The following is a 23,229-nucleotide window of genomic DNA, read 5'->3' as shown; positions in this document are numbered from 1 at the left end:
CTTCTCGGGGCGCATGGGCCAGAAGGTCGCCTCAGATCTCGTCACCGTGATCGACGACGGCACCATCGCCAACCGGCGCGGCTCGCTCAACGTGGACGACGAGGGTATCCCGACGCGGCGGAACGTCCTCATCGAGAAGGGCGTCCTCGTCGGCTATATGCAGGACAGGCTCAACGCCCGCCTCATGGGCGGGGAGCCCACGGGCAACGGCCGGCGCGAGTCCTACGCGCACCAGCCCATGCCGCGCATGACGAACACCTTTATGCTGGCCGGCCAGGACGACCCCGCCGACATCATCCGCTCGGTGCCCCGCGGCCTCTACGCCGTGAACTTCGGCGGGGGGCAGGTGGACATCACCAACGGCAAGTTCGTCTTCTCTGCCAGCGAGGCCTACCTGATCGAAGACGGCAAGGTGACACGGCCGGTCAAGGGCGCGACGCTCATCGGCAGCGGGCCCGAGGCGCTCACACGCGTGAGCCGCGTCGGCCACGATCTCAAGCTCGACGAGGGCGTCGGCACCTGCGGCAAGGACGGCCAGTCGGTGCCGGTGGGTGTCGGGCTGCCGACGATCAGGATCGACGGCATCACGGTGGGCGGGACCCAGGTCTAGGATGCTCGACCTCCTCAGCGATGTCCTGAAGCGGGCGCGGGAGCGAGGAGCGACGGCGGCCGATGCCTTCCTGGTGGAAGACAAGGCGTTTTCGGCCCAGGTCAGGCTCGGGCGGGTGGACACGGTCAAGCACGCCCGGGAGCAGCACCTCTCGCTACGTGTCTTTTCCGGCAAATCCGCCGCCGCCGCCTCGACGTCGGACTTCTCGCGGACTTCCGTCGAGCGTCTGGTGGACGAAGCGGTATCGCTCTCGCGGATCACGGCTCCCGACGAGTTGAGCGGGCTGCCTGAGGCGAGCGTGCTCGCGCGGGAGATCCCGGCCCTCGACCTCGATGATCCGACGGGCCACGATCTCTCGCCTGAGGAGAAAATCGAGCTCGCGCGGCGCTGCGAGGCCGCGGCGCTCGGGGCCGATCCGCGCATCACGAACTCCGAGGGCGGTGATTTTGCCGATCGCCGCGCCCGCTACGCCTACGCCGGGAGCCACGGCTTCGCCGCCGAGTACGGCACGTCGTCCTTCAGTCTCTCGGCTTCGCCCGTCGCCTCGGAAAACGGCCACATGCAGCGCGACGGCTGGTACCACGTCACGCGCAAGCGCGCCCGCCTCGACTCGCCCGAGGAGATCGGCAAGACGGCAGCCAGCCGCGCGCTGCGTCGCTTGGGCGCCCGGCAGGTCAAGACTGCCCAGGTGCCGGTCGTCTTCGATCCGGAGACGGCGGCGAGCCTGGTCCGGCATGTCGCCGGCGCCGTCGCGGGCCCGTCGCTCTACCGCGGCGCCTCCTTCCTCCTCGACAAGCTCGGCCAGCAGATCGCCGCGCCAGGTGTCACGATCATCGACGACGGGACCATTTCCGGAGGCCTCGGCTCGCGGCCCTTCGACGGCGAGGGGCTGCCGATCCTGCGCACGGTCGTCGTCGACAAGGGAGTGCTGACCTCGTACCTCCTCGACACGTACAGCGGCCGCAAGCTCGGCATGGCCTCGACGCATCACGCCGCGCGGGACGGCAGCGGCGTCACCGTCGGCACGACGAACCTCTACCTGGCCAAGGGCGCGGCCGACCCGAAGGACCTCATCGGGAGCGTCAAGCAGGGTCTCTACGTCACGGAGCTGATCGGCTTCGGCGTCAACGGCGTCACCGGCGACTATTCGCGCGGCGCCGTCGGCATGTGGATCGACAACGGCGAGCTGGCGTACCCTGTCGAGGAGATCACGATCGCGGGCAACCTGCTCGACATGTTCCGCGCCATCGAAGGCGTGGGCAACGACCTCGTCTTCCGCGACCGCACGGCTGCGCCCACCGTGCTGGTCGGGCGCATGACGGTGGCGGGAGCCTAGATGATCATCGACAGCCACTGTCACCTGCACGATCCGGCATTCGAGGACCTGCGCGGCGCGCTCGCCCGCGCGGCGGAGCACGGCGTCTGGGGCGCCGTCGCGGTCGGCTGCGACCAGCAGACGAATGCGCGCACCCTCGAAACCGCGGTCGGAAACGGCAAGACCGTCTGGCCCGCGATGGGCTTCCACCCGGACTGGGTCCAGCTGGGCGACCAGGACCTCGATCAGGTCGAGGCGCAGGTGGCGGCGCACCACTCGCGTCTGGTCGCGCTCGGCGAGGTCGGGCTGCCGTGGTACTGCCTCGAGGGCGCGACGGACGCCGCCGGGTTCATGACGCGGGGTCGCCAGCGGCTCAACCGGCTCTTGGTACTTGCCGAGCGCTACGACTTGCCGGTCATCCTGCACGCCCCGCACGGCGCGGCAGTGGGCGCGCTCGCGGCGCTCAAGGCCCGCGGCATCGAGCGCGCCGTCTTCCACTGGCACAAGGCGCCCGCCGAGGTGACCCGCGACATCGTGGATGCCGGGTATCTCGTGTCCGTGACGCCCGAGGTGGTCTATCGCGGGCGGGATCGCGCGCTGGTCGAGGCCGTGCCGCTCGAATCGCTCCTCGTCGAGAGCGACGGGCCGTGGCCCTACCAGGGCGAGTTCGCGGGGGTGCCGTCCGGACCGTGGCTCGTCTCGCGGGTGGCCGAGGAGGTCGCCAAGATCAAGGGCCTGCCGGTCGACGAGGTCACGTACCAGATTTCGGCCAACACCTGCCGGCTCTTCGACCTCGTATGCTCCTGACTATCGAGCGCTTCAGCATGAGGGTCGGCGGCGTCGACGTGGTGGGCGTGCTGCACCTGCCGCCGTCCGGCCCGGCTCCCTGCGTCGTCGCGTGTCACGGCATGGGTGCCTCCAAGGACAGCGACAAGTACCTGCTGCTCGGCCGCGATTTCCCGGAGGCGGGTCTGGCGCTCGCGCGCTTCGACTTCCGCGGCAGCGGCGAGTCGGGCGGGCTCTACCGCGACGCGACCATCGCCTCGCGCATCGCCGACCTCGAGGCCGTGCTCGAGCATCTGGCAGGGCACCCGTCCCTCGACGGGCGCTTCGGGCTGCTGGGCTCGAGCCTGGGCGGCTTCGTCGCGCTCTGGGTCGCGTCGCGCCACCGCCGCGTCATGCCCGTCGTGACGTGGAACGCTCCCGCGAACCTCGCCTCCCTGGCCGCCTCCCGGTGCGACGACGTCACGTCGCCGGGAGCGGCGCTGGTCGCCGAGGTCCGCGCGGGCCGCCACTTGGACGCCCCCGCCGGGGCGAGTCATGTCCTCGTGGTGCAGGGCCAGGCCGACGACGTGGTGCCTCCCGGCCACGCGGAGATCCTCTTCGAGCGCGCGAGAGAGCCGCGGGAGCTGTGCCTCCTGCCGGGCGCGGACCACCGCCTCACCGATCCGCTCCGCCGGGTCGAGGCCGTCAAGCGGAGCCGCGACTGGTTCACGCGCCACCTCCATGGGGAGCCCGCATGATCGACCCGGCGCGGATGAAGGACGAGTTCCTCGAGCTGGCCGGGATCTCCAGCCTGTCGCGCCACGAGGGCGCTATCGCGCGCCGGCTCGAGAGCATTCTCAAGGGCATGGGCGCCTCGGTCGAGGTGGACGACGCCGGCGAGAAGATCGGCGGCGAGACGGGCAATCTCCTGGCGCGCTTCACGGGCAGCAAGGCCGGCGCACCGCCTTTTCTCCTCTCGGCCCACATGGACACCGTGGGGCCGGCGGAGAAGATTCACCTGGTGGTCGAGGGCGATATCGTGCGCACCGACCACACCACGGTGCTGGGAGGCGACGACAAGGCCGGCATCGTCGCGATCTTCGAGGCCATTCGGGTTTTGCGCGAGCGCAACATCCCGCACGGCGACATCGAGGTGGTGCTGAGCATCTGCGAGGAGACGGGACTGCTGGGCGCCAAGCATTTCGACACGGGCCGGATCCGCGCGAAGCGCGGGCTGGTGCTCGACGTGGACGGCGTGTGCGAGCTGATCACGCGGGCCCCGGCGGCCAACCGGCTCTCGTTCACGGTGACGGGGCTCGAGGCGCACGCAGGCGTCTGCCCCGAGCGCGGCATGTCGGCCATCCAGATCGCGAGCGAGGCCATCGCCGGCATGAAGCTCGGGCGCGTGGACGAGGAGACGACGGCCAACCTTGGCGTGATCCAGGGCGGCCTGTCGACCAATATCGTCCCGACGCGGGTCGTCATCCACGGCGAGGCGCGGAGTCTCGACGTCTCCAAGCTCGAGGCGCAGACGCAGCACATGCGGGGACGCTTCGAGGAGGCGGTCGCGCGCCACTCGGTCCGCCTTGAGCAGAAGGAACACCAGGCGCGCGTGGAGATTAACGTGGAGCGGCAGTACGAGCGGCTCGACATTGCGGATAGCGCGCCAGTGGTCATGCTCGTCGCGGGCGCGGCGCGCGGTCTCGGGCGGGCCTTCAAGACGCGCGCGACGGGAGGCGGGTCTGACGCGAACGTCTACGCGACGCGTGGCATCGAGGTCGCCAACCTCGGCTGCGGCATGCGGGACATCCACACCGTGAACGAGTGGGTCGACCTCAAGGACCTCCACACCACTGCCTCCATCGTGCTGGAGACGGTGCGCCTGAACGCCGTCTCGCCATAGAAAAGGTCGGCGACCTCCTCCTCGAGCACGCGACGCCCGCCGGGCCGCCGCGCCCGTGTCCCTTGCTCCTCGTCCACGGCATGCACGGGGGCAGCTGGTATCTACGCTCGTGGCTCTACGCGGCAGCGCACGCGGGCTGGGACGCCTGGGCGGTGAACCTCCGCGGTCATCACGGCAGCCGGCCGGTCCCGGATCTCGGCCGCGTCTCAGTACTCGACTACGTTGAAGACGTCCACGACTGCCTGCGGACGCTGCGCGAGGCCGTCGTCATCGGCCACTCCATGGGCGGCCTCGTGGCACAGAAGGCCGCGGAGGGCGGCAGGGTGCGCGCCGCGGTGTTCGCGACGAGCGCCGCGCCCAAGGGCATCCGCATCGTGACGTGGCCTCTCCTCTGGCGCATGCCGCGCTACGCCGTGTCCATCCTCACGAGCCGGCCCTTCACGATCGGCCCGGACGACGCCGCCGCGCTCCTCGGCAACCGCATGACGCCGGAGCAGCAGGCGTGGGCATACCCGCAGCTGGTGCCCGAGTCGGGTCGCGCCGCGCGCGAGATGGCGCTGGGCGGCGTCGCGGTGGACCCGGCCGGCATCCGCTGCCCCACGCTTGTGCTGGGCGCGGAGCATGACCGCATCACGCCGGCGTCCGTCGAGCGGAAGATCGCCGCGCGCTACGGGTCGGAGTACATCGAGGCGGCCGGACACGCCCACATGCTGATGCTGGAGGAAGGCTGGGAGCGGCCGTTCGGCGAGGTCCTGTCATGGCTCGCCCGCGTCGCCTGAGACGGCGTCATCCAGCCTCCGGCCCCGTCGCGCTTGCGGGTCGGGTCGCCCTCGTTACCGGCGCGGCGCGCGGCATCGGGCGCGCCATCGCGCTGGCGCTGGCGCGAGAGGGCGCCGACGTCGCCTGCGCGGATCTCCTGCCGGCGGAGGACACGGCCCGGGCCGTCCGCGCCCTCGGCCGCCGCGCCGTCGCGCTGAGAGTGGACATCGGCCGGGCGGCCCACGCGCGGCGCATGATCGCCGACACGGCGCGCCGCCTTGGCGGCATCGACATCCTCGTCAACAACGCCGGCATCGCCCACCGCGATTCTCTCGAGGGCACGAGCGAGAAGACCTGGGACCGTGTGGTTGGGGTGGTGCTGAAGGGAACCTTCCTCTGCTGCCAGGCCGCCGTGCCCGCGATGCGCCGCCGGGGCGGGGGCAAGATCGTCAACATCTCGTCGCTTTCCGGCGTCATAGGGGGTGTGCTATCGAAGGATCCGCGCGCGGGCTCCCGGGGTCGCGGTAGAACCGGGCCGGCCTATGCCGCCGCCAAGGGTGGGGTGATCGCGCTGACCAAATGGCTCGCCAAGGACCTCGGCGCCGACGGGATCTACGTGAACGCGGTCGCCCCCGCCGGAGTGGAATCGGCGATGACCAAGGGCTTCAAGTACAAGGTCGGACACTTTCCCATCGCCCGCATGGGACAGCCCGAGGACGTCGCCGAAGCCGTCGTGTACCTCGCCTCGGACGCCTCCAACTACGTCACCGGCCAGGTGCTGATCCTGGACGGCGGCGGCCTAACGTAGCAGCGCTCGCCTAGGGCTGCACGGCATCCATCGCGCTGATCGAGGCCATGATCCGCTGAGATCCTGCGAAAGTGGGGTTAGATGCCTTGAGAGCAGAACCCAAGAGAGAGTAGAGTATAGGCGCCATGGATCAACCCATCGTTACATCGTCGCCGGACATCCTGAGCGGCACACCCGTCTTCGCCGGGACGCGCGTGCCCGTTCAGGCGCTGATTGACTATCTAGAGGGCGGTGAGACGATCGACGACTTCTTGGCGGGATTTCCGACCGTCAAGCGAGAACAGGTCGTGGCGTTCCTGGCGGAGGCCACGGCACGAATGGTTGCCAAGGCGTCGTGAGGGTGCTTCTCGACGAGTGCGTCGACCGACGCCTCGCGGGGGACATCCCGCAGTTGCTCGCCGCCCTGCCTGTGGCGAAGCGTGGCGCGGTCACATGGATCGGCGGAGCTGGATGAGCGAGGCCGCGTGGAGGAGCCACGCCAGCGGCACGAGGAAGCCGGGCAGGAGAATGTAGGGCCAGTAGGCGATGAAGGTCACCGGCGGGTCGGTGACGAAGACGCGGAGCGGGGACGGCGTGGAGAGCTGGGCGTGGACCACGACGTTGAGCAGGATGAGGATCCCCGCTACGTTCCACCAGAGCGCTACTCGCGGCGACCATGTGTTGCGCACGAAGCAGAGATAGCCGACGGGGATCGCCGTCAGCCCCACCAGGATGTCCGCGTTGCGCCCCTCGAAGGTCATGATTGCGGGCACGCGATGCTGGAGGAAGAGCAGCCAGAGGATCAGCTCCATCACGACCCTGAAGGATTGCGCGTAGATCGGCCACTGGGGCGGCGTGCGGGACAGGAGGTCGCGCGCTCCCGCCGAGCGGAGGAGAACGAAGCCCGCCAGCAGCGGCAGGAGCAGCGCCGGGAGGATGCGGGGCGGCAGGCTGCGGAAGTCGGCGAAGTAGCCCCCGAGGCTCAAGTAGCCGAGCAGAGCGACCCACGCCGTGATGACGAGCATGGCGCGGGCTGGGTGGCGCGCCGGGGTGAGCCAGCAGGAGAGCGCGCCGAAGAGCAGGGCGACCTGCGCCAGAAAGAGAAGATCGGTGAAGCGCTCCACTTCTATGTGGCCTTCGCGCCGATGTCGGCGGCCGCGGACTCTCCCGCCGCCTTGCCGAAGACCGAGCCCGCCATGAGCCCGGCCCCGCCCGGGTAGTTGTGGTAGAAGAGCCCGCCCACCAGCTCGCCCGCGGCGTAGAGCCCGCGGATCGGCCGGTCCTCGATATCCTGCACCTGCCCGCGGAGATCCACGCGCAGCCCGCCGAAGGTGAAGGTGATCCCGCACGTGACGCTGTAGCCGACGTAGGGGGGCGTGTCGAGCTTCTGCGCCCAGTTGCTCTTGGGCGGGGAGATGCCGCGCGTTCCCTTGCCGTCGAGGACGGCGGGATTGAACGGCTTGTCTTCCACCGCGGCGTTGAACTCGGTGACCGTGCGGGCGAGCGCCTGCGCGTCTATCTCGAGCTTCCGGGCCAGCTCTTCGATCGTCGGCGCTTCGGCCTTGGTCATCTCGCGGATCCGGTATTCTTCGCGCAGGATGGGTACGGTCTTCTGGTCGAAGATCTGGAAGGCCGTCTGCTGGGGCTCCCTGATCACCGCCTGGCCGTACTTGACGTAGGTGAAGTTGCGGAAGTCCGCCCCTTCGTCCACGAAGCGCCGGCCGAGCGTGTTGACCATGATGCCCAGCGGGTAGGAGTGCTTCTGGAAAAGATCTCCGACCTTGCGGTCGCCGAAGGCCGGCGCATTGAGGTCCCACTGGACGGCGTGGCAGGAGGACCAATGCCCATAGGCCTGTGCGCCGATGTCGAGCGCCATCCTGATGCCCTCGCCCGTGTTGTGACGCGTGCCGCGCACGCGGGCCAGGTCCCAGTTGGGACCGAGGTAGCGCGTTCGCCACTCGGGATTGGCCTCGAAGCCGCCGCAGCCGAGGATGACGGCCCGCGCGGGGATCTCGGTGATGCCCTTGGGCGAGCGGACGACCACGCCGGTGACGGCGCCCGTCGAGTCAGTCAGGAGGCTCCGCACCCCGTGCTCGTAGCGCACGTCGATGCCGACCTTGGCGGCCCGCTCGAGGAGCATCTCCACGAGGCCGGCGCCGCCGCCCACCGCCTCCACGTTGAGCCCGCCCCAGAAGTGGTGCTTGCCCTCAACCTGGTAGGACTGCCGCGCGAACATGAGGATCCAGCGTATGCCCTGGCCGCGCATCCAGACGATGGTCGGGCGCGAGCGCTGGACCATGAACTCCGCCATGTCGATGTCCGAGCGCCCTTCGGTCACACGCATGAGGTCGTCGTAAAACTGGTTCTCCGCGTAGGGCGGTACCACGATGGCGCGCGCCTCTTCCTCTGAAATATCCGGCAGGACGTCCTTTCTCAGATCTTCGAGGCCCTGGTGGGCGAAGCGGAAGCCGCCGGCTGTGAAGAAGGAGTTGCCGCCCCGCTGGGACTCGGGCGCCTTCTCGAGCACGAGCACCGAAGCGCCGGCTTCGCGCGCCGCCAGCGCCGCGCAGAGCGCGGCATTGCCGGTTCCGGCGACCACGACATCATGGGTCATGTCTCTGGCTCCTTCAGACGAGTCGTGTAAACATCGCGAGGCCGAGGGCGATGCGGTACCAACCGAAGACCGCGAAGCTGTGGGTCTGGATCCACCGTAACAGCCAGCGCACGACGAGGAAGGCGGTGACGGCCGACACGAGGGTGCCGAGCGCCAGGAGGCCCCAGTCGGTGGCCGCCGCGCCTGGGTGTCTCAGCGCCTGGTAGGTCTCGAGGCCGCCGGCGGCCAGCAGGGTGGGGACGCCGACCAGGAAGGAGAATTCCGTCGCGGCCGGGCGGCTCAGGCCCAGCGCCAGCGCGATCAGGATCGTGGCGGCGGAGCGGGACGTGCCCGGGAAGACGGCCGCCAGGAGTTGGGCGAGCCCCACCGCCACTGCCATCAGCCACGTGACGTCCGAGCGGAGCTGCCGGCCGCGCATCGCCCGCTCGATTAGCAGAATGACGATACCGCCGACGAGGGTCGCCCAGGCGATGGGAGCGGTCTCCTTGGGGAGCCTGAAGCCCAGCTTCTTGACGACGAGCCCGCCGATGCCCGTGATGACGAAGGCGAGGACCAGCTTGAGCAGGTAGTCTCGCGTGACAGGGTCGTCCAGCCGGAGCAGGAGATCGCGGACGCGGGTCGAGAAGACGAGCAGCACCGCCACGGCGGCGCCGGACTGGATCGTGATGTTGAAGAGATCGGACTGCTGAGGCAGCCAGTGGGAGTTCTCCACCAGCAGCAGGTGACCCGTCGACGAGATGGGGAGAAATTCGGTGATGCCCTCGATGACGCCCAGGATGATGACTGCAAACCAGTCGGGCACGGGGGTCAGCCGACGATCTCTTCACCGCCGTCCACGCCGATCACGTTGCCGGTCATCCAGTAGATGTCGGGGTGGGAGAGGACGACAATCGCCTTGGCGACGTCTTCCACGGTGGTCATGCGGCGGTGCGGGTTGCGCTCGGCCGCCTGCTTGGCGAACTCCTCGTAGTTGGGGATCTTCTGTGCGGCTGGCGTGGCCGTGACGCCGGCGCGGATGGAATTGGCCGCGATGCCTCTTCCGGCGAGCTCGGCGGCGAGCTGCCTGATGTTGGCTTCGAGCGCGGCCTTCGCCGCCGACACCGGCCCGTAGAAGGGGAGGACCCGCGCGCCGCCCGCTGAGGTCATCGCGTAGATCCTGCCGCCCCGGCCCATGAGGCCGCGGCCCACCAGCTCCTGGGCCCAGTAGATCAGGCTGTGGGCCATGACGTCGAGGGTCATGTCCATCTGCGCCTTGGTGACGGCCTCTTTCATGGGGTCCGCGATGAAGAGCTTGAGTGTGCCGAAGGCCAGCGAGTGGAGCATCACGCGGACCTGCCCGAGCTCGTCGCGCTCGCGCAGGATGCGCTCCATCTCCGAGGCGACCTCGGCGCGCTTCTCTTCGTCGGCCGCGTTGATGTTGTAGAAGTGCGCTTCGCGGCCGAGGGTCTTGATGTCGGCCGCGAGGCGTTCGGCGTTGGGCAGGGTGGACTTGCGATCGAGGTGCACGCCGAAGATGTTGAGGCCGGCCCGGGCCAGGGCCAGGCTCGTCGCCGCGCCGAAGCCCGAAGAGGCGCCCAGCACCAGCGCCCAGCCGTAGAGCCTGATCGGTTCCGCGGTCGCCGTCATCGTGCGGTCTCCTTTTGGGTCTAGGTGCGCGAGCATTCTACCATCTCGGATAAAGGCGGCGGAGGTCCCGTGCTACCATGGGCGGGCGATGGGTCGGACGGCCGGTATCATCCTCATCGGGAACGAGCTTCTTTCCGGCAAGGTGGCGGACGCCAACGCCGTGTACCTCTGCCGCGAGCTCCGCGCGCTCGGCGTCGACGTCCGGCGCATCGTCGTGATCCCCGACGAAGTCGAGCGGATCGCAGCCGAGGTGAGCGAGTTCAGCCGCGGCTTCGACGTGGTCTTCACCTCGGGCGGTGTGGGGCCGACCCACGACGACGTCACCATCGAGGGCGTGGCGCGCGCCTTCGGGGTGCCCGTGGTCCGCGACCCGGGCATGGAGGCGGCGCTCGAAGGCTTCTACGGCGGCCACCTCAACCCCGCGCGGATGAGGATGGCGGAGATCCCCGAGGGGGCCCATCCCATGACAGCGGACGGCCTCGTCTTTCCCGCTGTGGTCATGAAGAACGTGTACGTGCTCCCCGGCGTGCCCGAGCTCTTCAGGAAAAAGTTCGACGGGCTCAAGGAGCGCTTCCGCGACGTGCCCTTCCACCTGGCGAGCGTCTTCGTCAGCGTGGGCGAGGGCTCGCTGGCCGAGCACCTGAACGGTCTCCTCGAGCGCCACCCCGCGCTCCTGCTGGGGTCCTATCCCGAATTCTCCAACCCCGAGTACAGAGTCAAGGTCACGCTCGAGTCCAAAGACCGCGCGTACATGGAGCGGGCCCTCGACGATCTTCTCGGCCGGTTGCCACTCTCCGCCGTCGTCCGGGTACAGCGGTAGCAGGCGGCTGAGAAGGGTCCAGATGCGAGGCGGCGCCCCGCTGTTCGAGATGAGCGACGGCCTATGCCGTCGCGAGACGAGGGCTGAGTTAATTCCGCACGCGAGGCGTATGAATTATCATCTCAGCCCTCGCCTCGGGGCTCCGCCCCTCAGCTCGAACGGCCACGAGCGTGCGGCCGAGGGCGCCAACGAAGCAGATGGGCCCTTATCGGCCGCCTGCGGTGCTATCCTGTCCGTATGGCGACAGATTCGGTCGGGCTCGAGGCGGCATACCGGAACGCGGCGATCATCTGCGGTGCCATGGCGGCAAGCACCGTGCTCTACGCCCTTGTCGTAACGGCGATCAGCGTCTCCCAGGCTCCGTTCGAGGGCTTTGCCCCTTCCGCCCAGCCCTCGATCCTCCGGACCGCGCTGTGGACGATGGCGCTGGTCGAGGCGGGGCTGATCGGGCTCGTGCGACGGGCTCTCCTGGCCCGGTCGCGGTCCGAGGGCGCCGCGGCGCAGGCGCGCCGGCTCATCATGACCTCCGTGGTCACCGCTGCCTTCGCCGAGGTGCCGGCGATTCTCGGCCTCGTGCTCTTCATGTTGTGGGGCCTCATCGGAGACTTCTACGCTCTCTTCGCGCTCTCGCTGGCGCTGCAGGCCGTCTACTTTCCGAGGCTCGACGGCTGGCGCGAGTGGGCCACGGAGCCCGCGTCCGGGTCCTGAGGCGCGCGCGATGACCGCATCGCCCTATCAGCTCAAGTCGGACCCGTATTCGAGCCATGCCGTCATTCTCTCGCGGTTGGGTCCGGGACGGGGACGGAGGGCGCTCGACGTCGGGGCGGCCGACGGCTTTCTCTCCGAGCTCCTCACGCGTCAGGGCTGGCAGGTCAGCGCTCTCGAGCGCGACCCAGCCCAGGCCGCGAAGGCGCGCGGGAGATGCCACGAGGTGATCGTCGCCGACCTCGACCAGGCGGCGCCGCGGCTCCAGGGCACCTTCGACGCGATCGTCTACGGGGACGTACTGGAGCATCTGAGCGATCCGCTGCCCGTCCTGGTGGCGCTGAACCGGACGCTTGCGGCCGACGGGCGGGTCATCGTGTCGGTGCCCAACGTGGCGCACCTCTGGGTCAGGTTGTCGCTGCTGCTCGGGCGCTGGGACTACGCGGACCGCGGCATCCTCGACCGCACGCACCTGCACTTCTTCACCCGGCGGAGCTTCGCGGCGTTTCTCCGCGACGCCGGACTCGGCGTGGAGGAGATGGTCGCCACGCCCGTGCCCCTGCCGCTCGTCGTCCCGGCGCGGTTCCACGGCCCGGTCCTCGACGCCGTGCACGCGCTCTCCGCCGGCGCCGCGCGCGCGTGGAAGGGCGGGCTCGCCTACCAGCTCGTCGCCGTGTGCCGGCGGGCCTCGCCGGAAGCGCGATGACGACGCAGCCGAAGGTGGTGGTGGTCATGCCTGCGTACAACGCGGGGCGCACGCTCAAGCTGACCTACGAGGAGCTGCCCAAGGAGTCGGTCAACCTGGTCATCCTGGTGGACGACGGCTCCAAGGACGAGACGCTCGAGATCGCGCGTGAGCTGGGGCTCGAGATCTTCGTCCACGACAGGAACTACGGCTACGGCGCCAACCAGAAGACCTGCTACACGGAGGCGCTCAAGGCCGGGGCGGACATCGTCGTCATGGTCCACCCCGACTACCAGTACGACCCGACGCTCGTGCCCAAGATGATCGAGCCCATCGTGAAGGGCGACGCCGACCTCGTGCTGGGCTCGCGGCTCAAGGGCGGGGGCTCGGCCATCGCGCAGGGGATGCCCTGGTGGAAGTACATCTCGAACCGCTTTCTCACGGAAGTCGAAAACGTCTCCTTCGGACTGGCGCTGTCCGAGTACCACACCGGCTACCGGGCGTTCAGCCGCGAGGTGCTCGAGGCCGTGAATTTCCGGATGAACTCGGACGGGTTCGTCTTCGACCAGGAGATCATCGCCCAGTGCGTGGCGGCGCGCTTCCGCATCGCGGAGATCGCCGTGCCCGTGCGCTACTTCCCGGAAGCGTCGTCCGCCGGCTTCCTCGCCTCGTGCGGCTACGGGCTCAAGATCCTCTGGGTCGTGACGCGCTACCTGCTGGACCGCTTCGGGCTCAAGCGCTCGCGGCGGCTGCAGACCCTGCGCGGGCGGTACAGCCGCCTCGGTCCGGGGGCCGGGGCGTCGTCGGGAAGTTGAGACTGATCCGTATCCTCGACGCGGCCGCCGTCCTCTGCGGCTTGGCCGTGCTGTCCTCGCTCGTCTACTGGTGGTGGCGCCCCGAGGAGCTCTTCCTCGTGTTGCTGGGCGTGCTCGCCGTCAGGTTCGTCGTTGGGCCGGTTCCGGTGCTGTCCCTCCGGCCTCGCCGGGTTGTCGTCACCGGCATCGTCCTCTACGCGGTTCTCTACTCCTTCATCACCGTCACCCGGCACCTGACGTTCCGGACTCATGCGCTCGACCTCGGCTACTACGTCCAGCTGACCTGGAACCTCGCCCGCGGCGCCGGCCCCTACGTCAGCCTGCCCGAGATGCACGCGTGGGGCGATCACTTTTCGCCGATCCTGTACCTCCTGGTGCCGCTCTTCCGCGTGGCGCCCGGGGCGGTCGTGCTCCTGGTGTTCCAGTCGGCGGCGCTGGCGCTTGGGGCGCTCGCCGTGTTTGGGATCGCGGCACGTCGGCTGGGTGACGAGCGGCCGGCGGCGGTGTTTGCGATTCTCTATCTGCTGAACCCCTCGCTCCAGGGCATCAACGTGCGCGACTTCCACGCCGCCGCACTCGCCATCCCGCTGCTCTTGGCGGCCATCTACTTCGCCGAGGCCGAGCGGCCGTGGCTGTTCGCGGGTTCCGTGCTCCTCACGCTGGCGACCCGCGAGGATGCGGCGATTCCCGTGGTGGGCCTGGGGATCTGGCTCGCGCTGTCGAAGCGCCGCCGGCTCTGGGGCGCCGCCACCGCCGCCTGCGCTTTCGCGCTCCTGCTGGTGGACACGCGGTGGCTCATGCCGCACTTCCGCGGGGCGCCGTACCCTCATCTTGGACGCTACGCGCATCTGGGGCGCTCGGTACCCGAGATCGTGACAGCGCTGCTGCTGCATCCTTTCCGCGCGCTGGCGGGGCTCGTGACCGGAAAGCGTCTCGTCTATCTCGGGGCGCTCTTTGCTCCGCTGGCCTTTCTGCCTCTGCTGGCGCCCGGTGTGCTCCTCGGGCTGGCTCCCTCGCTCTTCGAGAACCTCCTGGGGCAGGACCCGATCCTCTTCGACCATCGCACCCAGTACCAGTCCTTCCTGCTGCCGTTCCTCTTCGCGGCGGCCATAGCCGGCTACGACCGCGTGGCGTTGAGACGGCCGGGGCCGTGGCCGAAGGGGGTGCTGGTCGTCGCCCTGATGGCGAGCCTCGTGCTGTCCTCGAGGACGGTGAACAACTTTTCTGTTGATCGTTTCTGGCCGAAGCCCGAGCACCGTCAGGCCCGGGAAGTGATCGCGCAGGTGCCGTCTGGCGCCGCGGTGTCGGCCCAGGACCGCTATGTCGCCCACCTGTCGCTGAGGCCGCTCGTCTTCGTGTTCCCGGAGGAGATTGAGAAGGCCGATCATCTTCTCCTGAACGTGTCGAGCTATCCATGGCGGGCCAATCCCGGCGTGACCATGAAGCGGGACGGGGACACGGTGACGATCACGAACGGCGCGGGAGGAGCCGCATACCGCTATAGCGTGGCCGCCGAGAAGGGGCCGCACCTGCTCCTTCGCCGACGCTAGGCGGCGGCGCCCGCGCCGGAGTCTTCGAGCGCGAACCGCAGCTCGCGGTTGTCCTTGAATATGGCCGCCCAGGATTGGCGCACGGTGTCCCAGCCGCTGAGCAGGCCCCACCCCGGGTGGACGCAGCGGACGTAGTCGGCGTGCAGCCACACCGCCTCCATCGCGTCGAGGTCCCGGCTCTCGATGGCGCGGTAGAAGCGCGCGTTCGTCTCCTCGATCTCGGTCGTTTCTTCTTCATGTGTCAGCTCGGGCATCGCACCACCAGCGAGGACCCGTTCGCCTCCACGGGCAGGCGGTCGAGCCTCGCGCCGGGGCAGGGACCCTCGACGCAGAGCCCTGTGTGGTGCTCGAAGATGGCGCCGTGTGTCGAGCAGATCAGGTGGCGACCGTCCTCGGTGAGGAACTCGTTGGGCCAGAGGTCGAGCGGCGTGCCGGCGTGGGGACAGCGGTTGACGTAGGCGTGGTAGACGCCGCCGGTATTAATGATGAAGGCCTCGACGGGCTTGCCGCGCCGGAACAGGCGAAACTTCGCCGTCTGCCCGGGGGCGAGAGTGTCGGCGGCGCAGCTCCAGGCGCTGGGCTCCTCGGCGGCGGGCTCCACGGGTCGGTTCTACCAGAACAGTCGAGGCTCTTCAACGCGCGGCCCCGTTCCGGTACTGGGCCAAGTTGCGAGCCAGACCAACTCAGCTCTCGCCTCGGGGCTACGCCCCTCAGCTCGAACGGCCACGCCCGAGGGAGCCAGTGACGCGAGACGTACGTGGGTGTACGTTGAGCGTCGCTGGCGACCGAGAACGTGGAATTTCGAGCTGAGCGGCCCCGCCGCGAGGCGAGGGCTGAGTAAATGTGGCGAAGCAAATTGGCCCAGTACCCGCGTTCCCGGCCGCCGCCGGCATGGTACGATTGTCGGCCTATGCTCGCCGTAGACGCAAAAGATCTTACGAAGACGTTCCGCAGCGGCTGGTTCGGGCGCCGGCGCAAGGAAGCGCTCCGTGGCGCGAGCCTCCAGGTGCCGAGCGGGGCGATCTTCGGCCTGCTCGGGCCGAACGGCGCGGGCAAGACGACGCTGCTCTCCATCCTGGCGACCCTGCTCCTGCCGGACTCGGGCTCGGCGACCATACTCGGCCATGACGTGGTCCGCGAGGCGGGCGCCATACGCCGGCGGCTGAACATGGCGAGCGGCAACGCCTCCTTCGTGTGGAGCCTGCGTCCGGGCGAGGTCCTGAGCTTCTACGGCGGCCTCTACGGTCTCTCGGGCCGCCGGCTGCGAATGAAGGTCGAGCAGCTCATCGAGCAGTGCGAGCTGGGACCGTATGCGAAGACCGAGTACAACGCGCTCTCGACCGGGCTCAAGCAGCGGCTGGCGATGGCCAAGGCGCTGCTCAACGATCCGGAGGTGCTGTTCCTCGACGAGCCGACACTGGGCCTCGACCCGGACGTCTCGATCCGCCTGCGCGCCCAGATCGCCGCGCTCCGGCGCGAGCGGGGCACGACGATCATCCTGACGACGCACTACATGCGGGAGGCCGAAGAGCTTTGCGACGAGATCGCCTTCATCAAGGCCGGGCGCATCCTGGCGCAAGGCACGGCGGACGAGCTCAAGCGCCAGATTCGCATCGGCGACGTCATCTCGCTGCGGCTCGATCCCGCGGCGCCGCGCGGGCTGGGCGACCTGCCGGGCATTCTCCAAGTGCATCCGCGCGGCGAGCACATCGACTGCACGGTGGACGCCGTGGACAAGCGGCTGCCCGAAATCCTCCGCTGGCTCCACGAGCAGGGGGTGCTGGTCCGCGACTGCCAGGTGCACGAGCCCGAGCTCGAGGAGGTCTTCGTTGAGCTCGCCCGCTGACGTGGTGGTGAGGGAGCGCGTGCCGGAGACCTGGTTCGTCGAGGTGGTGCGGACCTGGGCCTTCGCGCACCGCAACGTCATCATGGCCAGGCGGAACGTGTTCTTCGTCTTCGAGCTGACGTTCTGGCCGGGCGTGGCGATGGTCTCCCATGGGTTCCTGACGCGCTTCCTGGCGCTCGACGGGAAGATGACCGCCTTCATTCTCGTCGGCACGGTGGCGCTCTCGACCGTGCAGGTCTGCCAGCTCGACGTCGCCTACGCGGTCCTCTTCGACATCTGGTCCAAGTCCATGAAGCACCAGTTCCTCGCGCCCATCGGCATCCGCCACATGGCGGTGGGGTCGTGGCTGGTGGGCGTGGCGCGAGGCGTGACGGTCTTCGCGTTGATGGCCATGATCGGCTCGTGGGCCTTCGGCTTCGACTTCGTGGGCGCCGGGCCCGGCTCGCTCGCGCTCTTCCTCCTGGGCTGCTGTCTCTGCTCGCTGATCATCGGACTCTTCGTCTGCAGCCTGGTCCTGCTCTTCGGGACGCGCGCCGAGACCTCGGCCTGGGCGGCGGTGAACTTCACGGTCATGTTCTCGGGCATCTACTACCCGGTCTCCGTGCTGCCCGGCTGGGCGCAGGCTGTCGCCGCGGGCATACCGCTGACCTATTTCCTCGATGCCTTCCGCCAGGGCTACGGCTTCGAGGCGCAGTTCAGCCATGCCTGGCTCAAGGGCTTTGTGCTGACCGGCTTCTACGTCGTGCTCGCGCACTGGGCGCTGGCCTCGGCCATCACCCGCGCGCGGCGCACCGGGCTTCTCCTCAAACTTTCGGAGTGACACCATGACCGAACCCGCGCAGGCCATACGGCTGGAAATCCCGCGCCCGGCACCTGAAGTCGTGAAGGGCTTCCAGGGGCTGGCGACGACGGCGATCTCGGACATCATCGATCTCGGGTGCGTGATGCGCTACGCCATACATCCGCTCTGGCCCGACATGCCGCGTATCGCGGGGCCGGCCTTCACGGTGCGGACGGCGCACCACGACAACCTCATGCTCCACGCGGCCATCTACCGGGCCGAGCCTGGCGACGTGATCGTGGTGGAGGCGGGGGATGATTCGCTGGCGGTGGCCGGCGGGAACGTCTGCGCCATTGCCCAAAAGCACGGCATTGCCGGCTTCATCGTGGACGGCGTCATCCGCGACATCGGGGAAAGCCGCGCCAACGGCTTCCCGCTCTTCGCCCGCGGGCGCTCGCCCATTCCGGCCGCGAAGGAAGGGCCCGGCGAGATCAACCACCCGATCCGCTGCGGCGGGGTCGTGGTCCATCCGGGCGACATCGTCGTCGCCGACGATGAAGGCATCGTCGTGGTGCCGCTCGCCAGGGCGCCGGAGGTGCTGAAGAAGGCGCAGGCCAAGGCCGAGGCCGACGCCAAGCTGAGCCTCGATGCCTGGGAGAAGAACCACCGCGCCAAGGTGGATGCCACCCTCAAGGCCAAGGGGTATCTCGGCTAGATGGACTCGAGCCTGGGCGCGATCGCGCTGGGCTTCGTCTTCGGGCTTCAGCACGCAACCGACGCCGACCACGTCGTGGCGGTGGCGAGCATCGTGAGCCGGACGGGCCGCTTCGCCTCGGGCGCGCTCGTCGGCGCGTTCTGGGGGCTCGGCCACACGGTCACCATCGCCGCGGCCGGGATGGCCATCGTGCTCTTCAACGTGACGGTGACCCCGAGGGCCGGGCTGTCGATGGAGCTCGCCGTGGCCTTCATGCTGATGGCGCTGGGCGTGGCCCGAATCATGAGGCTGATGCGCGACCGGGACGAGAGGCCGGGGCAGTCGGCGGACGGGCACGGGCACGACGCGCCTGGGTTCTGGCTGGTGCTCCGGACCTTGGGGCCGGCGCAGGCGGCCCGCTCGACTCTCACGGGCCTCGTCCACGGCCTCGCGGGGAGCGCGGCCGTCGCGCTGCTGGTGCTCTCGACAGTGCGGAGCCCGTATGCGGCGGTGGTGTACCTGCTCGTCTTCGGGCTGGGGACCATCGCCGGGATGACGGCGATCACGGCGCTCCTCTCGGTGCCGTTCACGGCGCGCCTGCCCATCCTGTTTCGCTTCCGCCGTGCGCTCGCCTTGGGGACCGGCCTGCTCTCGCTCGGTTTCGGGCTCTACCTCGCGGTCCACATCGGCTTCGTGGACGGGCTCCTGCTCGGCCGCTAGCAGGCCGGCGAGAAGGGTCCAGATGCGAGGCGGCGCCCGAAGGGCCGCACGCGAGGCGTACTCCTGTACGTTGAGCGTGCGGCCGAGGGCGCCAACGAAGCAGATGGGCCCTTATCGGCGGCCTGCGGGCGGCGGGCGTCAGGCCAGCGCTTCCATGAAGCCCGCGATGGCGTCCACGTGGACGCCGGTGACGGCGATCTCCGGCGTGTAGACGACCTCGTCGGCCCCCCAGACGACGGTGCCTCTCACATCCTTGGTGACACCCGCGACGCTCGCGAGCAGCCGCGTGATGTTGTCGTTGATGCGCACGGTGTTGGCCTTGAGCGGCGCTCTTAGCCGGCCGTCGCGGATGATGAAGGAGTCGCCCACCACGGTGCACGTGAAGTCGCCCGCGCGGAGCCCGTTGATGGGGTACGTGTACCAGATGCGGCCTACGTAGAGGCCGTGGCGCACGCCGCGGATCAGCTCTTCGATCGAGACCGGCTCGGCGCCTTCGACGACGATGTTGGAGGCGGCGGTCTCGGGCTGGGTGTCGAAGGCGCGCCCGCCGCTTCCGGAGAAGCGGAACCCGTTGCGGGCCACGAGCGCCGGCGCCGCGGCGGCTGCCTCCACGCCGAGCTTCTCCTTGATCGCGGGGTCGTGGAGCAGGCGCTGGGCCGCGTACCAGCTGGTGAGCGCGCCCGTGAGGACGCCGTCCTTGATCAGGTCCGTGCGCCCCGTCGGAAGCCCCTCGCAGGTGATGCCCTTGGAGCCCAGGAGCCCTGGGGCCGCGCCGTGGTCGTAGACGCTCAGGCGCGGGGAGGCGACCGGCTTGCCGAGCTTGCCGAGGAACGGCGTGCTCGACGAGTAGAACGCGCCCGCGTCGCACGAGGGGATGACGAGGTTGTTCATGAGATCGGCCACGGGCTGCCGGCCGAAGACGACCGTGTAGTCGCCCGACGGCACGCGCTCCCCGCCGATGGCTTCGATCGCCCGCTGCGCGGCATCGGCGCCTGATTCTTCCGTGAGATGCGCGAGGCGCGTCGCGGTCGACCACCCGGAGCCCTTGGCGTCCTGCGCTTCGACCATGCCCGTGACGAAGCTGGTGAGCAGCGTCGAGATGTCGGTCTGCGGCTCGGGCAAGGACGTCGAAGCAATGGCGATGGACTCCTGGACGATCGTGACGTCGCCGCCCAGGATGAGCCCGAGAGCCCGCAGCCCCGCCTCGCTGCCGGCAAGCTCGGCGAGCCTCGAGGAAGCCAGGAAGGCGCTCAAGCCGCCTTGCAGCACCTTCCACCCGGCCCCGACCAGCTGCGCGTCGCTGATGACCAGCAGGGCGGGGTCGTGGTAGTCCACGAGCTCGCGCCGCGCCGCTCCCGGCTTCGGGAAGGAGCGGAACTCGGGGTCACGCACAGCCCCCTGGCGCGCCTTGGCAAGGGCGCGAACGACCCCGGCCTGCGAGAGATCGCTGGGCTCCGAGCCGAAGCCGAGCAGGGTCCCCTCGGGGGAGTCGAGGGCGACCTGGATACCTATGCCGTAGGCCTCCGCGCTCTTTGGTTCTTCGACGCCGTTGCAGGGGATATGGGAGGTGTAGTTGAGCCGCGTCAGGAGCGTGCGGTTGTCGGCGGCGAATACCTCGGCCTCCCTCACGCCGGGCTGCGCCTGCACGAAGGCGAGCGCGTCCCGTACCGCGCGGGCGAGTAGGGCGGAGCCTGGCACTACCGCTGCCGGACCGCCGTCACGGCCGTCGGGTACTTCTTCTGATGCCAGCCCGGGATGCCCTCGTCGAGAATCAGCACGTTCCGGTAGCCGGCTGTGTACAGGATCTCGTTGGCCCCCCGGGCCAGCGCGTGTGGGCAGGCTCAGTAGAGGACGATGAAGTCCGTGCGCGAGATCTCGGCGAGGCGCGCGGGCAGCACGCCGAGCGGGATATTGATCGCGCCCTTGATGTGGAGGTCGTCGTACTGGGCTTTCTCGCGGACGTCGATGAACGTGATGCGCCGGCGCTTGTCGACGAGCGACTTGGCCTCGTCCACCGAGACGAACTTCTCGGGGACGTCCGGGTTCCCAGCCGGCGCCGGCGCGGCCCACGCCATGGCGGACGCGAGAAGGAGCATCGTGACGAGACGCTTCATCAGGCCTGCCCTCCTGTGATGACTGCACGGCTCCGCATGGTCGGGCCGCCGTTGCCGAGCCTCTTGGTCTGCATGGGCTGTCCCTTGCCGCAATTGGGAATGGGGTAGAGGCGGAAGTCGCGTCCGACGGCGTCCACCTTCATGAGGTAGTCGCGGCTGTCGGCCATGATGCCGCCATCCCGGTAGAGCCGCCCGAGACGGCCGTTCTCGATCTCGTAGACCTTGCGCGCGGAGATGCGGAAGTTCTCCCGGCTCTCGGCGATCGACGGCGTCTTGTGGCCGACAAGGTAGAAGCCGTGGTCGACCTCGCTGATGATGTCCGCCGGGTCGCTCGCGCCCTCGCCGAAGACGGTCGTCGACATGCGGATCAGCGGAATCAGTGGCGCCTCCGTCGCCTTCCAGTGCCCGTTGGGCTCGCCGCCGAAGATGGCGGCCGTCTGGCGGCTGTTCATGAAGCCCCGGAAGATGCCCCCGTCGATGTGGGTCACGCGCTTGGCCGGCGTCCCCTCGTGGTCGTACTTGTAGTGGCCGTAGCCCGGCAGGGCGGGGTCCGAGTACGCGGTGACGAGCGGCGAGGCGACCCGCTTGCCGACCTGGGTGTCGTCGAGCCCGCGCAGCAGCCACGAGCGGCCGGCGTAGGCGGTTTCCATCTTGAGGCCCCGGTCCAGCTCGACGGGATGGCCGATGATCTCGTGGGACACGAGGGTGTTGTAGTGCGGGTCGGTGACCACGGTGACCTCGGCGTCGAGGGACGGCAGGGCCGGCGCCTGGCAGAGCTCGATCGCCTCGCGCGCGATGGCGAGGGCGAAGTCGGAAAAGGGCGGGAAGGACATCAGCGGGTCGTCCACGCCGCGGAGCAGGATCTCCCAGCCGCGCTGGTGGCCGAGGACGTCGTAGATCTCCTGGCTGTTGCCGTCTCCGTTGGCGATGACGTAGCACATGCCCTGCGTCAGCGCGATCGCCTGATCGATGAGCGCGCCCTCGGAGGAGGCGAAGAGCTCGCGCGCGAGCTGGGTCATGGCGGAGATGTAGTTGTAGCCGAGCGCCGCATGCGTCGCCTTGACCTGGCGCGAGATCTCCCGGGTGAGCCGGACCATCTCGCCGAGGTCCACGCTCCGCGGATCCGTCTCGTAGACGGCCGGCACCACGTCCTGGCACACGCGAACCGGGTGCAGGCGGGTATCGGCGAGGGACTCGCCGAGCGCGCCGAACTTTTCGCGCGCCTGCGCTTTCCAGTCGGCATTGGCCATGGCCCGGCGGTAGGCGGCGTCGAGCCCCTCGTCGAGGATTCGCTCGAGGTGCGGGATGTCGGCCTCGCCGAGTCCGCGCCCGAAGTAGCCCGGCGCGGCCATGCCGTCGCCCGCCAGCACACGAACACCGAAGCCCAGGGTCGCGTCCTCGCCGGCGCCCTTGGCATCGCCGTTCTCCGCGGACGCGTACTTGCCCTGGATCGCCTCGAGACGGATGTCGGCGTAGCGGAGGTGTGCGCGCGACCGGGCGCGAGAGGTGACCAGGTCGCGCACCATGGGCGCCACCTGCTGGATGAGATCGATGCTGATCGAGGCGGTCATGGGCGGGATCGGGTTCAGAGGGGCTGGAAGGGCTCGACCCAGACCGGCTCGCCCGCGGAGACGTCGCCCCGCTCCTCCTCGATGACGACGAAGCAGTTGGCGGCGGTCATCGAGCTCAGGATACCCGAGCCTTGGGGGCCCGTGGTGCGCACCTCCCAGCGGTCGTGGGCATACGTCAGGATGCCGCGCTTGAACTCGCGCCGGCCGGTCTTCTTTGACATGGGCTCGACCGCGGTGGCGCGGAACGGCTGCACGAAGAGCTCGCGCCGCCCCGCGAGCTTCCACAGCGCGGGGCGGACGAAGAGGTGGAAGGTGAGCATGGAGGCGACGGGATTGCCCGGCAGGCCGAAGAAATGCGCGCGCCCGATGCTCCCGACCGCGAGTGGCCGCCCAGGCTGCATAGCGACCTGCCAGAAGTCGATCCCGCCCGCCTGCTGCCCGCCGATCTCTTGCCCGCCGATCTCTTGCCCGCCGATCTCTTGCCCGCCGATCTCTTGCCCGCCGATCTCTTGCCCGCCGATCTCTTGCCCGCCGATCTCTTGCCCGCCG

At 69.3% G+C, this 23,229-nt stretch carries 27 protein-coding genes; 17 read left to right on the top strand and 10 right to left on the bottom strand.

Going from position 1 to position 23,229, the window contains the following annotated elements:
* The 8 genes from Q7W02_25880 to Q7W02_25845 form a co-directional block, all read left to right on the top strand.
* Positions 1-610: metallopeptidase TldD-related protein (locus Q7W02_25880; protein MDO8479562.1), on the top strand; the 610-nt coding region annotated here is incomplete at its 5' end.
* Position 611: 1 nt separating this feature from the next.
* Positions 612-1,946 (top strand): TldD/PmbA family protein, encoded by a 1,335-nt coding sequence (locus tag Q7W02_25875; protein MDO8479561.1) that lies wholly within the window; start codon positions 612-614, stop codon positions 1,944-1,946.
* Positions 1,947-2,732, top strand: a complete 786-nt coding sequence (locus Q7W02_25870; GenBank protein ID MDO8479560.1) for a TatD family hydrolase — start codon at positions 1,947-1,949, stop codon at positions 2,730-2,732.
* Positions 2,723-3,448: an alpha/beta fold hydrolase gene (locus tag Q7W02_25865; protein ID MDO8479559.1), complete on the top strand. Its 726-nt coding sequence runs from the start codon at positions 2,723-2,725 to the stop codon at positions 3,446-3,448. The genes Q7W02_25870 and Q7W02_25865 overlap by 10 nt, the downstream gene beginning before the upstream one ends.
* Positions 3,445-4,593, top strand: a complete 1,149-nt coding sequence (locus Q7W02_25860) for a M20/M25/M40 family metallo-hydrolase (protein MDO8479558.1) — start codon at positions 3,445-3,447, stop codon at positions 4,591-4,593. Before Q7W02_25865 ends, Q7W02_25860 begins: the two co-directional genes overlap by 4 nt.
* Before the next feature lie 62 nt (positions 4,594-4,655).
* Entirely contained in the window at positions 4,656-5,372 is a 717-nt protein-coding gene (locus tag Q7W02_25855) for an alpha/beta fold hydrolase (GenBank protein ID MDO8479557.1), read from the top strand.
* A complete protein-coding gene (locus Q7W02_25850) occupies positions 5,351-6,160 on the top strand; it encodes an SDR family oxidoreductase (protein MDO8479556.1) in 810 nt (269 codons plus the stop codon). The genes Q7W02_25855 and Q7W02_25850 overlap by 22 nt, the downstream gene beginning before the upstream one ends.
* 125 nt (positions 6,161-6,285) lie before the next feature.
* A complete protein-coding gene (locus Q7W02_25845) occupies positions 6,286-6,498 on the top strand; it encodes a DUF433 domain-containing protein (GenBank protein ID MDO8479555.1) in 213 nt (70 codons plus the stop codon).
* 90 nt (positions 6,499-6,588) lie between these two features.
* Here Q7W02_25845 and Q7W02_25840 read toward each other — a convergent pair whose 3' ends face one another.
* From Q7W02_25840 to Q7W02_25825, 4 genes are read right to left on the bottom strand one after another with little or no spacing between them, the layout of a single operon-like run.
* Positions 6,589-7,263 carry a hypothetical protein gene (locus Q7W02_25840; GenBank protein MDO8479554.1) on the bottom strand — a complete coding sequence of 225 codons (675 nt, stop codon included), beginning with the start codon at positions 7,261-7,263 and terminating at the stop codon, positions 6,589-6,591.
* Positions 7,264-7,265: 2 nt separating this feature from the next.
* Positions 7,266-8,753 carry an FAD-dependent tricarballylate dehydrogenase TcuA gene (tcuA, locus tag Q7W02_25835; protein MDO8479553.1) on the bottom strand — a complete coding sequence of 496 codons (1,488 nt, stop codon included), beginning with the start codon at positions 8,751-8,753 and terminating at the stop codon, positions 7,266-7,268.
* 13 nt (positions 8,754-8,766) lie between these two features.
* Complete coding sequence (locus tag Q7W02_25830; GenBank protein ID MDO8479552.1) at positions 8,767-9,555, bottom strand: undecaprenyl-diphosphate phosphatase; 789 nt, start codon at positions 9,553-9,555, stop codon at positions 8,767-8,769.
* Positions 9,556-9,560: 5 nt separating this feature from the next.
* A complete protein-coding gene (locus Q7W02_25825) occupies positions 9,561-10,379 on the bottom strand; it encodes an SDR family oxidoreductase (GenBank protein MDO8479551.1) in 819 nt (272 codons plus the stop codon).
* A gap of 88 nt (positions 10,380-10,467) precedes the next feature.
* Here Q7W02_25825 and Q7W02_25820 point away from each other — a divergent pair, with 88 nt between their 5' ends.
* The 5 genes from Q7W02_25820 to Q7W02_25800 all read left to right on the top strand — a co-directional run bounded on the left by Q7W02_25820 (position 10,468) and on the right by Q7W02_25800 (position 14,954).
* On the top strand, positions 10,468-11,199 hold the full coding sequence (locus tag Q7W02_25820; GenBank protein MDO8479550.1) for a competence/damage-inducible protein A: 732 nt from the start codon (positions 10,468-10,470) through the stop codon (positions 11,197-11,199).
* A 237-nt stretch (positions 11,200-11,436) separates the two neighbouring features.
* Positions 11,437-11,907, top strand: a complete 471-nt coding sequence (locus Q7W02_25815; protein MDO8479549.1) for a hypothetical protein — start codon at positions 11,437-11,439, stop codon at positions 11,905-11,907.
* A gap of 10 nt (positions 11,908-11,917) precedes the next feature.
* Positions 11,918-12,610, top strand: coding sequence for a class I SAM-dependent methyltransferase (locus Q7W02_25810; GenBank protein ID MDO8479548.1), 693 nt, complete (start codon positions 11,918-11,920; stop codon positions 12,608-12,610).
* The gene (locus Q7W02_25805) at positions 12,607-13,404 is read left to right on the top strand and encodes a glycosyltransferase family 2 protein (protein MDO8479547.1); all 798 of its coding nucleotides are present in this window, start codon (positions 12,607-12,609) and stop codon (positions 13,402-13,404) included. Before Q7W02_25810 ends, Q7W02_25805 begins: the two co-directional genes overlap by 4 nt.
* The gene (locus Q7W02_25800; protein ID MDO8479546.1) at positions 13,401-14,954 is read left to right on the top strand and encodes a DUF2079 domain-containing protein; all 1,554 of its coding nucleotides are present in this window, start codon (positions 13,401-13,403) and stop codon (positions 14,952-14,954) included. Before Q7W02_25805 ends, Q7W02_25800 begins: the two co-directional genes overlap by 4 nt.
* Here Q7W02_25800 and Q7W02_25795 read toward each other — a convergent pair.
* Together Q7W02_25795 and Q7W02_25790 are read right to left on the bottom strand one after the other, a co-directional pair.
* Positions 14,951-15,208, bottom strand: a complete 258-nt coding sequence (locus tag Q7W02_25795) for a nuclear transport factor 2 family protein (GenBank protein ID MDO8479545.1) — start codon at positions 15,206-15,208, stop codon at positions 14,951-14,953. The two genes, Q7W02_25800 and Q7W02_25795, sit on opposite strands and share 4 nt — an antisense overlap.
* Positions 15,196-15,555 (bottom strand): Rieske 2Fe-2S domain-containing protein, encoded by a 360-nt coding sequence (locus Q7W02_25790; GenBank protein ID MDO8479544.1) that lies wholly within the window; start codon positions 15,553-15,555, stop codon positions 15,196-15,198. The genes Q7W02_25795 and Q7W02_25790 overlap by 13 nt, the downstream gene beginning before the upstream one ends.
* A gap of 309 nt (positions 15,556-15,864) precedes the next feature.
* Between Q7W02_25790 and Q7W02_25785 the strand changes: the two genes are divergently transcribed.
* The 4 genes from Q7W02_25785 to Q7W02_25770 are packed head-to-tail and all read left to right on the top strand — an operon-like array spanning position 15,865 to position 18,995.
* Entirely contained in the window at positions 15,865-16,800 is a 936-nt protein-coding gene (locus Q7W02_25785) for an ABC transporter ATP-binding protein (GenBank protein ID MDO8479543.1), read from the top strand.
* Entirely contained in the window at positions 16,784-17,620 is an 837-nt protein-coding gene (locus Q7W02_25780; GenBank protein ID MDO8479542.1) for an ABC transporter permease, read from the top strand. Before Q7W02_25785 ends, Q7W02_25780 begins: the two co-directional genes overlap by 17 nt.
* Before the next feature lie 4 nt (positions 17,621-17,624).
* Entirely contained in the window at positions 17,625-18,296 is a 672-nt protein-coding gene (locus Q7W02_25775; protein ID MDO8479541.1) for an RraA family protein, read from the top strand.
* Positions 18,297-18,995, top strand: coding sequence for a high-affinity nickel-transport family protein (locus tag Q7W02_25770; protein MDO8479540.1), 699 nt, complete (start codon positions 18,297-18,299; stop codon positions 18,993-18,995).
* A gap of 138 nt (positions 18,996-19,133) precedes the next feature.
* Here Q7W02_25770 and Q7W02_25765 read toward each other — a convergent pair whose 3' ends face one another.
* From Q7W02_25765 to Q7W02_25750, 4 genes are all read right to left on the bottom strand, one after another.
* Positions 19,134-20,693 carry a metallopeptidase TldD-related protein gene (locus tag Q7W02_25765; protein ID MDO8479539.1) on the bottom strand — a complete coding sequence of 520 codons (1,560 nt, stop codon included), beginning with the start codon at positions 20,691-20,693 and terminating at the stop codon, positions 19,134-19,136.
* A gap of 143 nt (positions 20,694-20,836) precedes the next feature.
* On the bottom strand, positions 20,837-21,109 hold the full coding sequence (locus Q7W02_25760) for a rhodanese-like domain-containing protein (GenBank protein MDO8479538.1): 273 nt from the start codon (positions 21,107-21,109) through the stop codon (positions 20,837-20,839).
* Complete coding sequence (locus tag Q7W02_25755; GenBank protein ID MDO8479537.1) at positions 21,109-22,680, bottom strand: TldD/PmbA family protein; 1,572 nt, start codon at positions 22,678-22,680, stop codon at positions 21,109-21,111. Before Q7W02_25755 ends, Q7W02_25760 begins: the two co-directional genes overlap by 1 nt.
* Positions 22,681-22,694: 14 nt before the next feature.
* A partial coding sequence (locus Q7W02_25750) for a hypothetical protein (GenBank protein ID MDO8479536.1) occupies positions 22,695-23,229 on the bottom strand: 535 nt, incomplete at its 5' end.

It is taken from the genome of Candidatus Rokuibacteriota bacterium (assembly GCA_030647435.1).
Classification (GTDB): Bacteria; Methylomirabilota; Methylomirabilia; order Rokubacteriales; family CSP1-6; genus AR37.
Note: the sequence above shows the minus strand (reverse complement) of the source record. Positions and strands in the feature narration are given on the sequence as shown.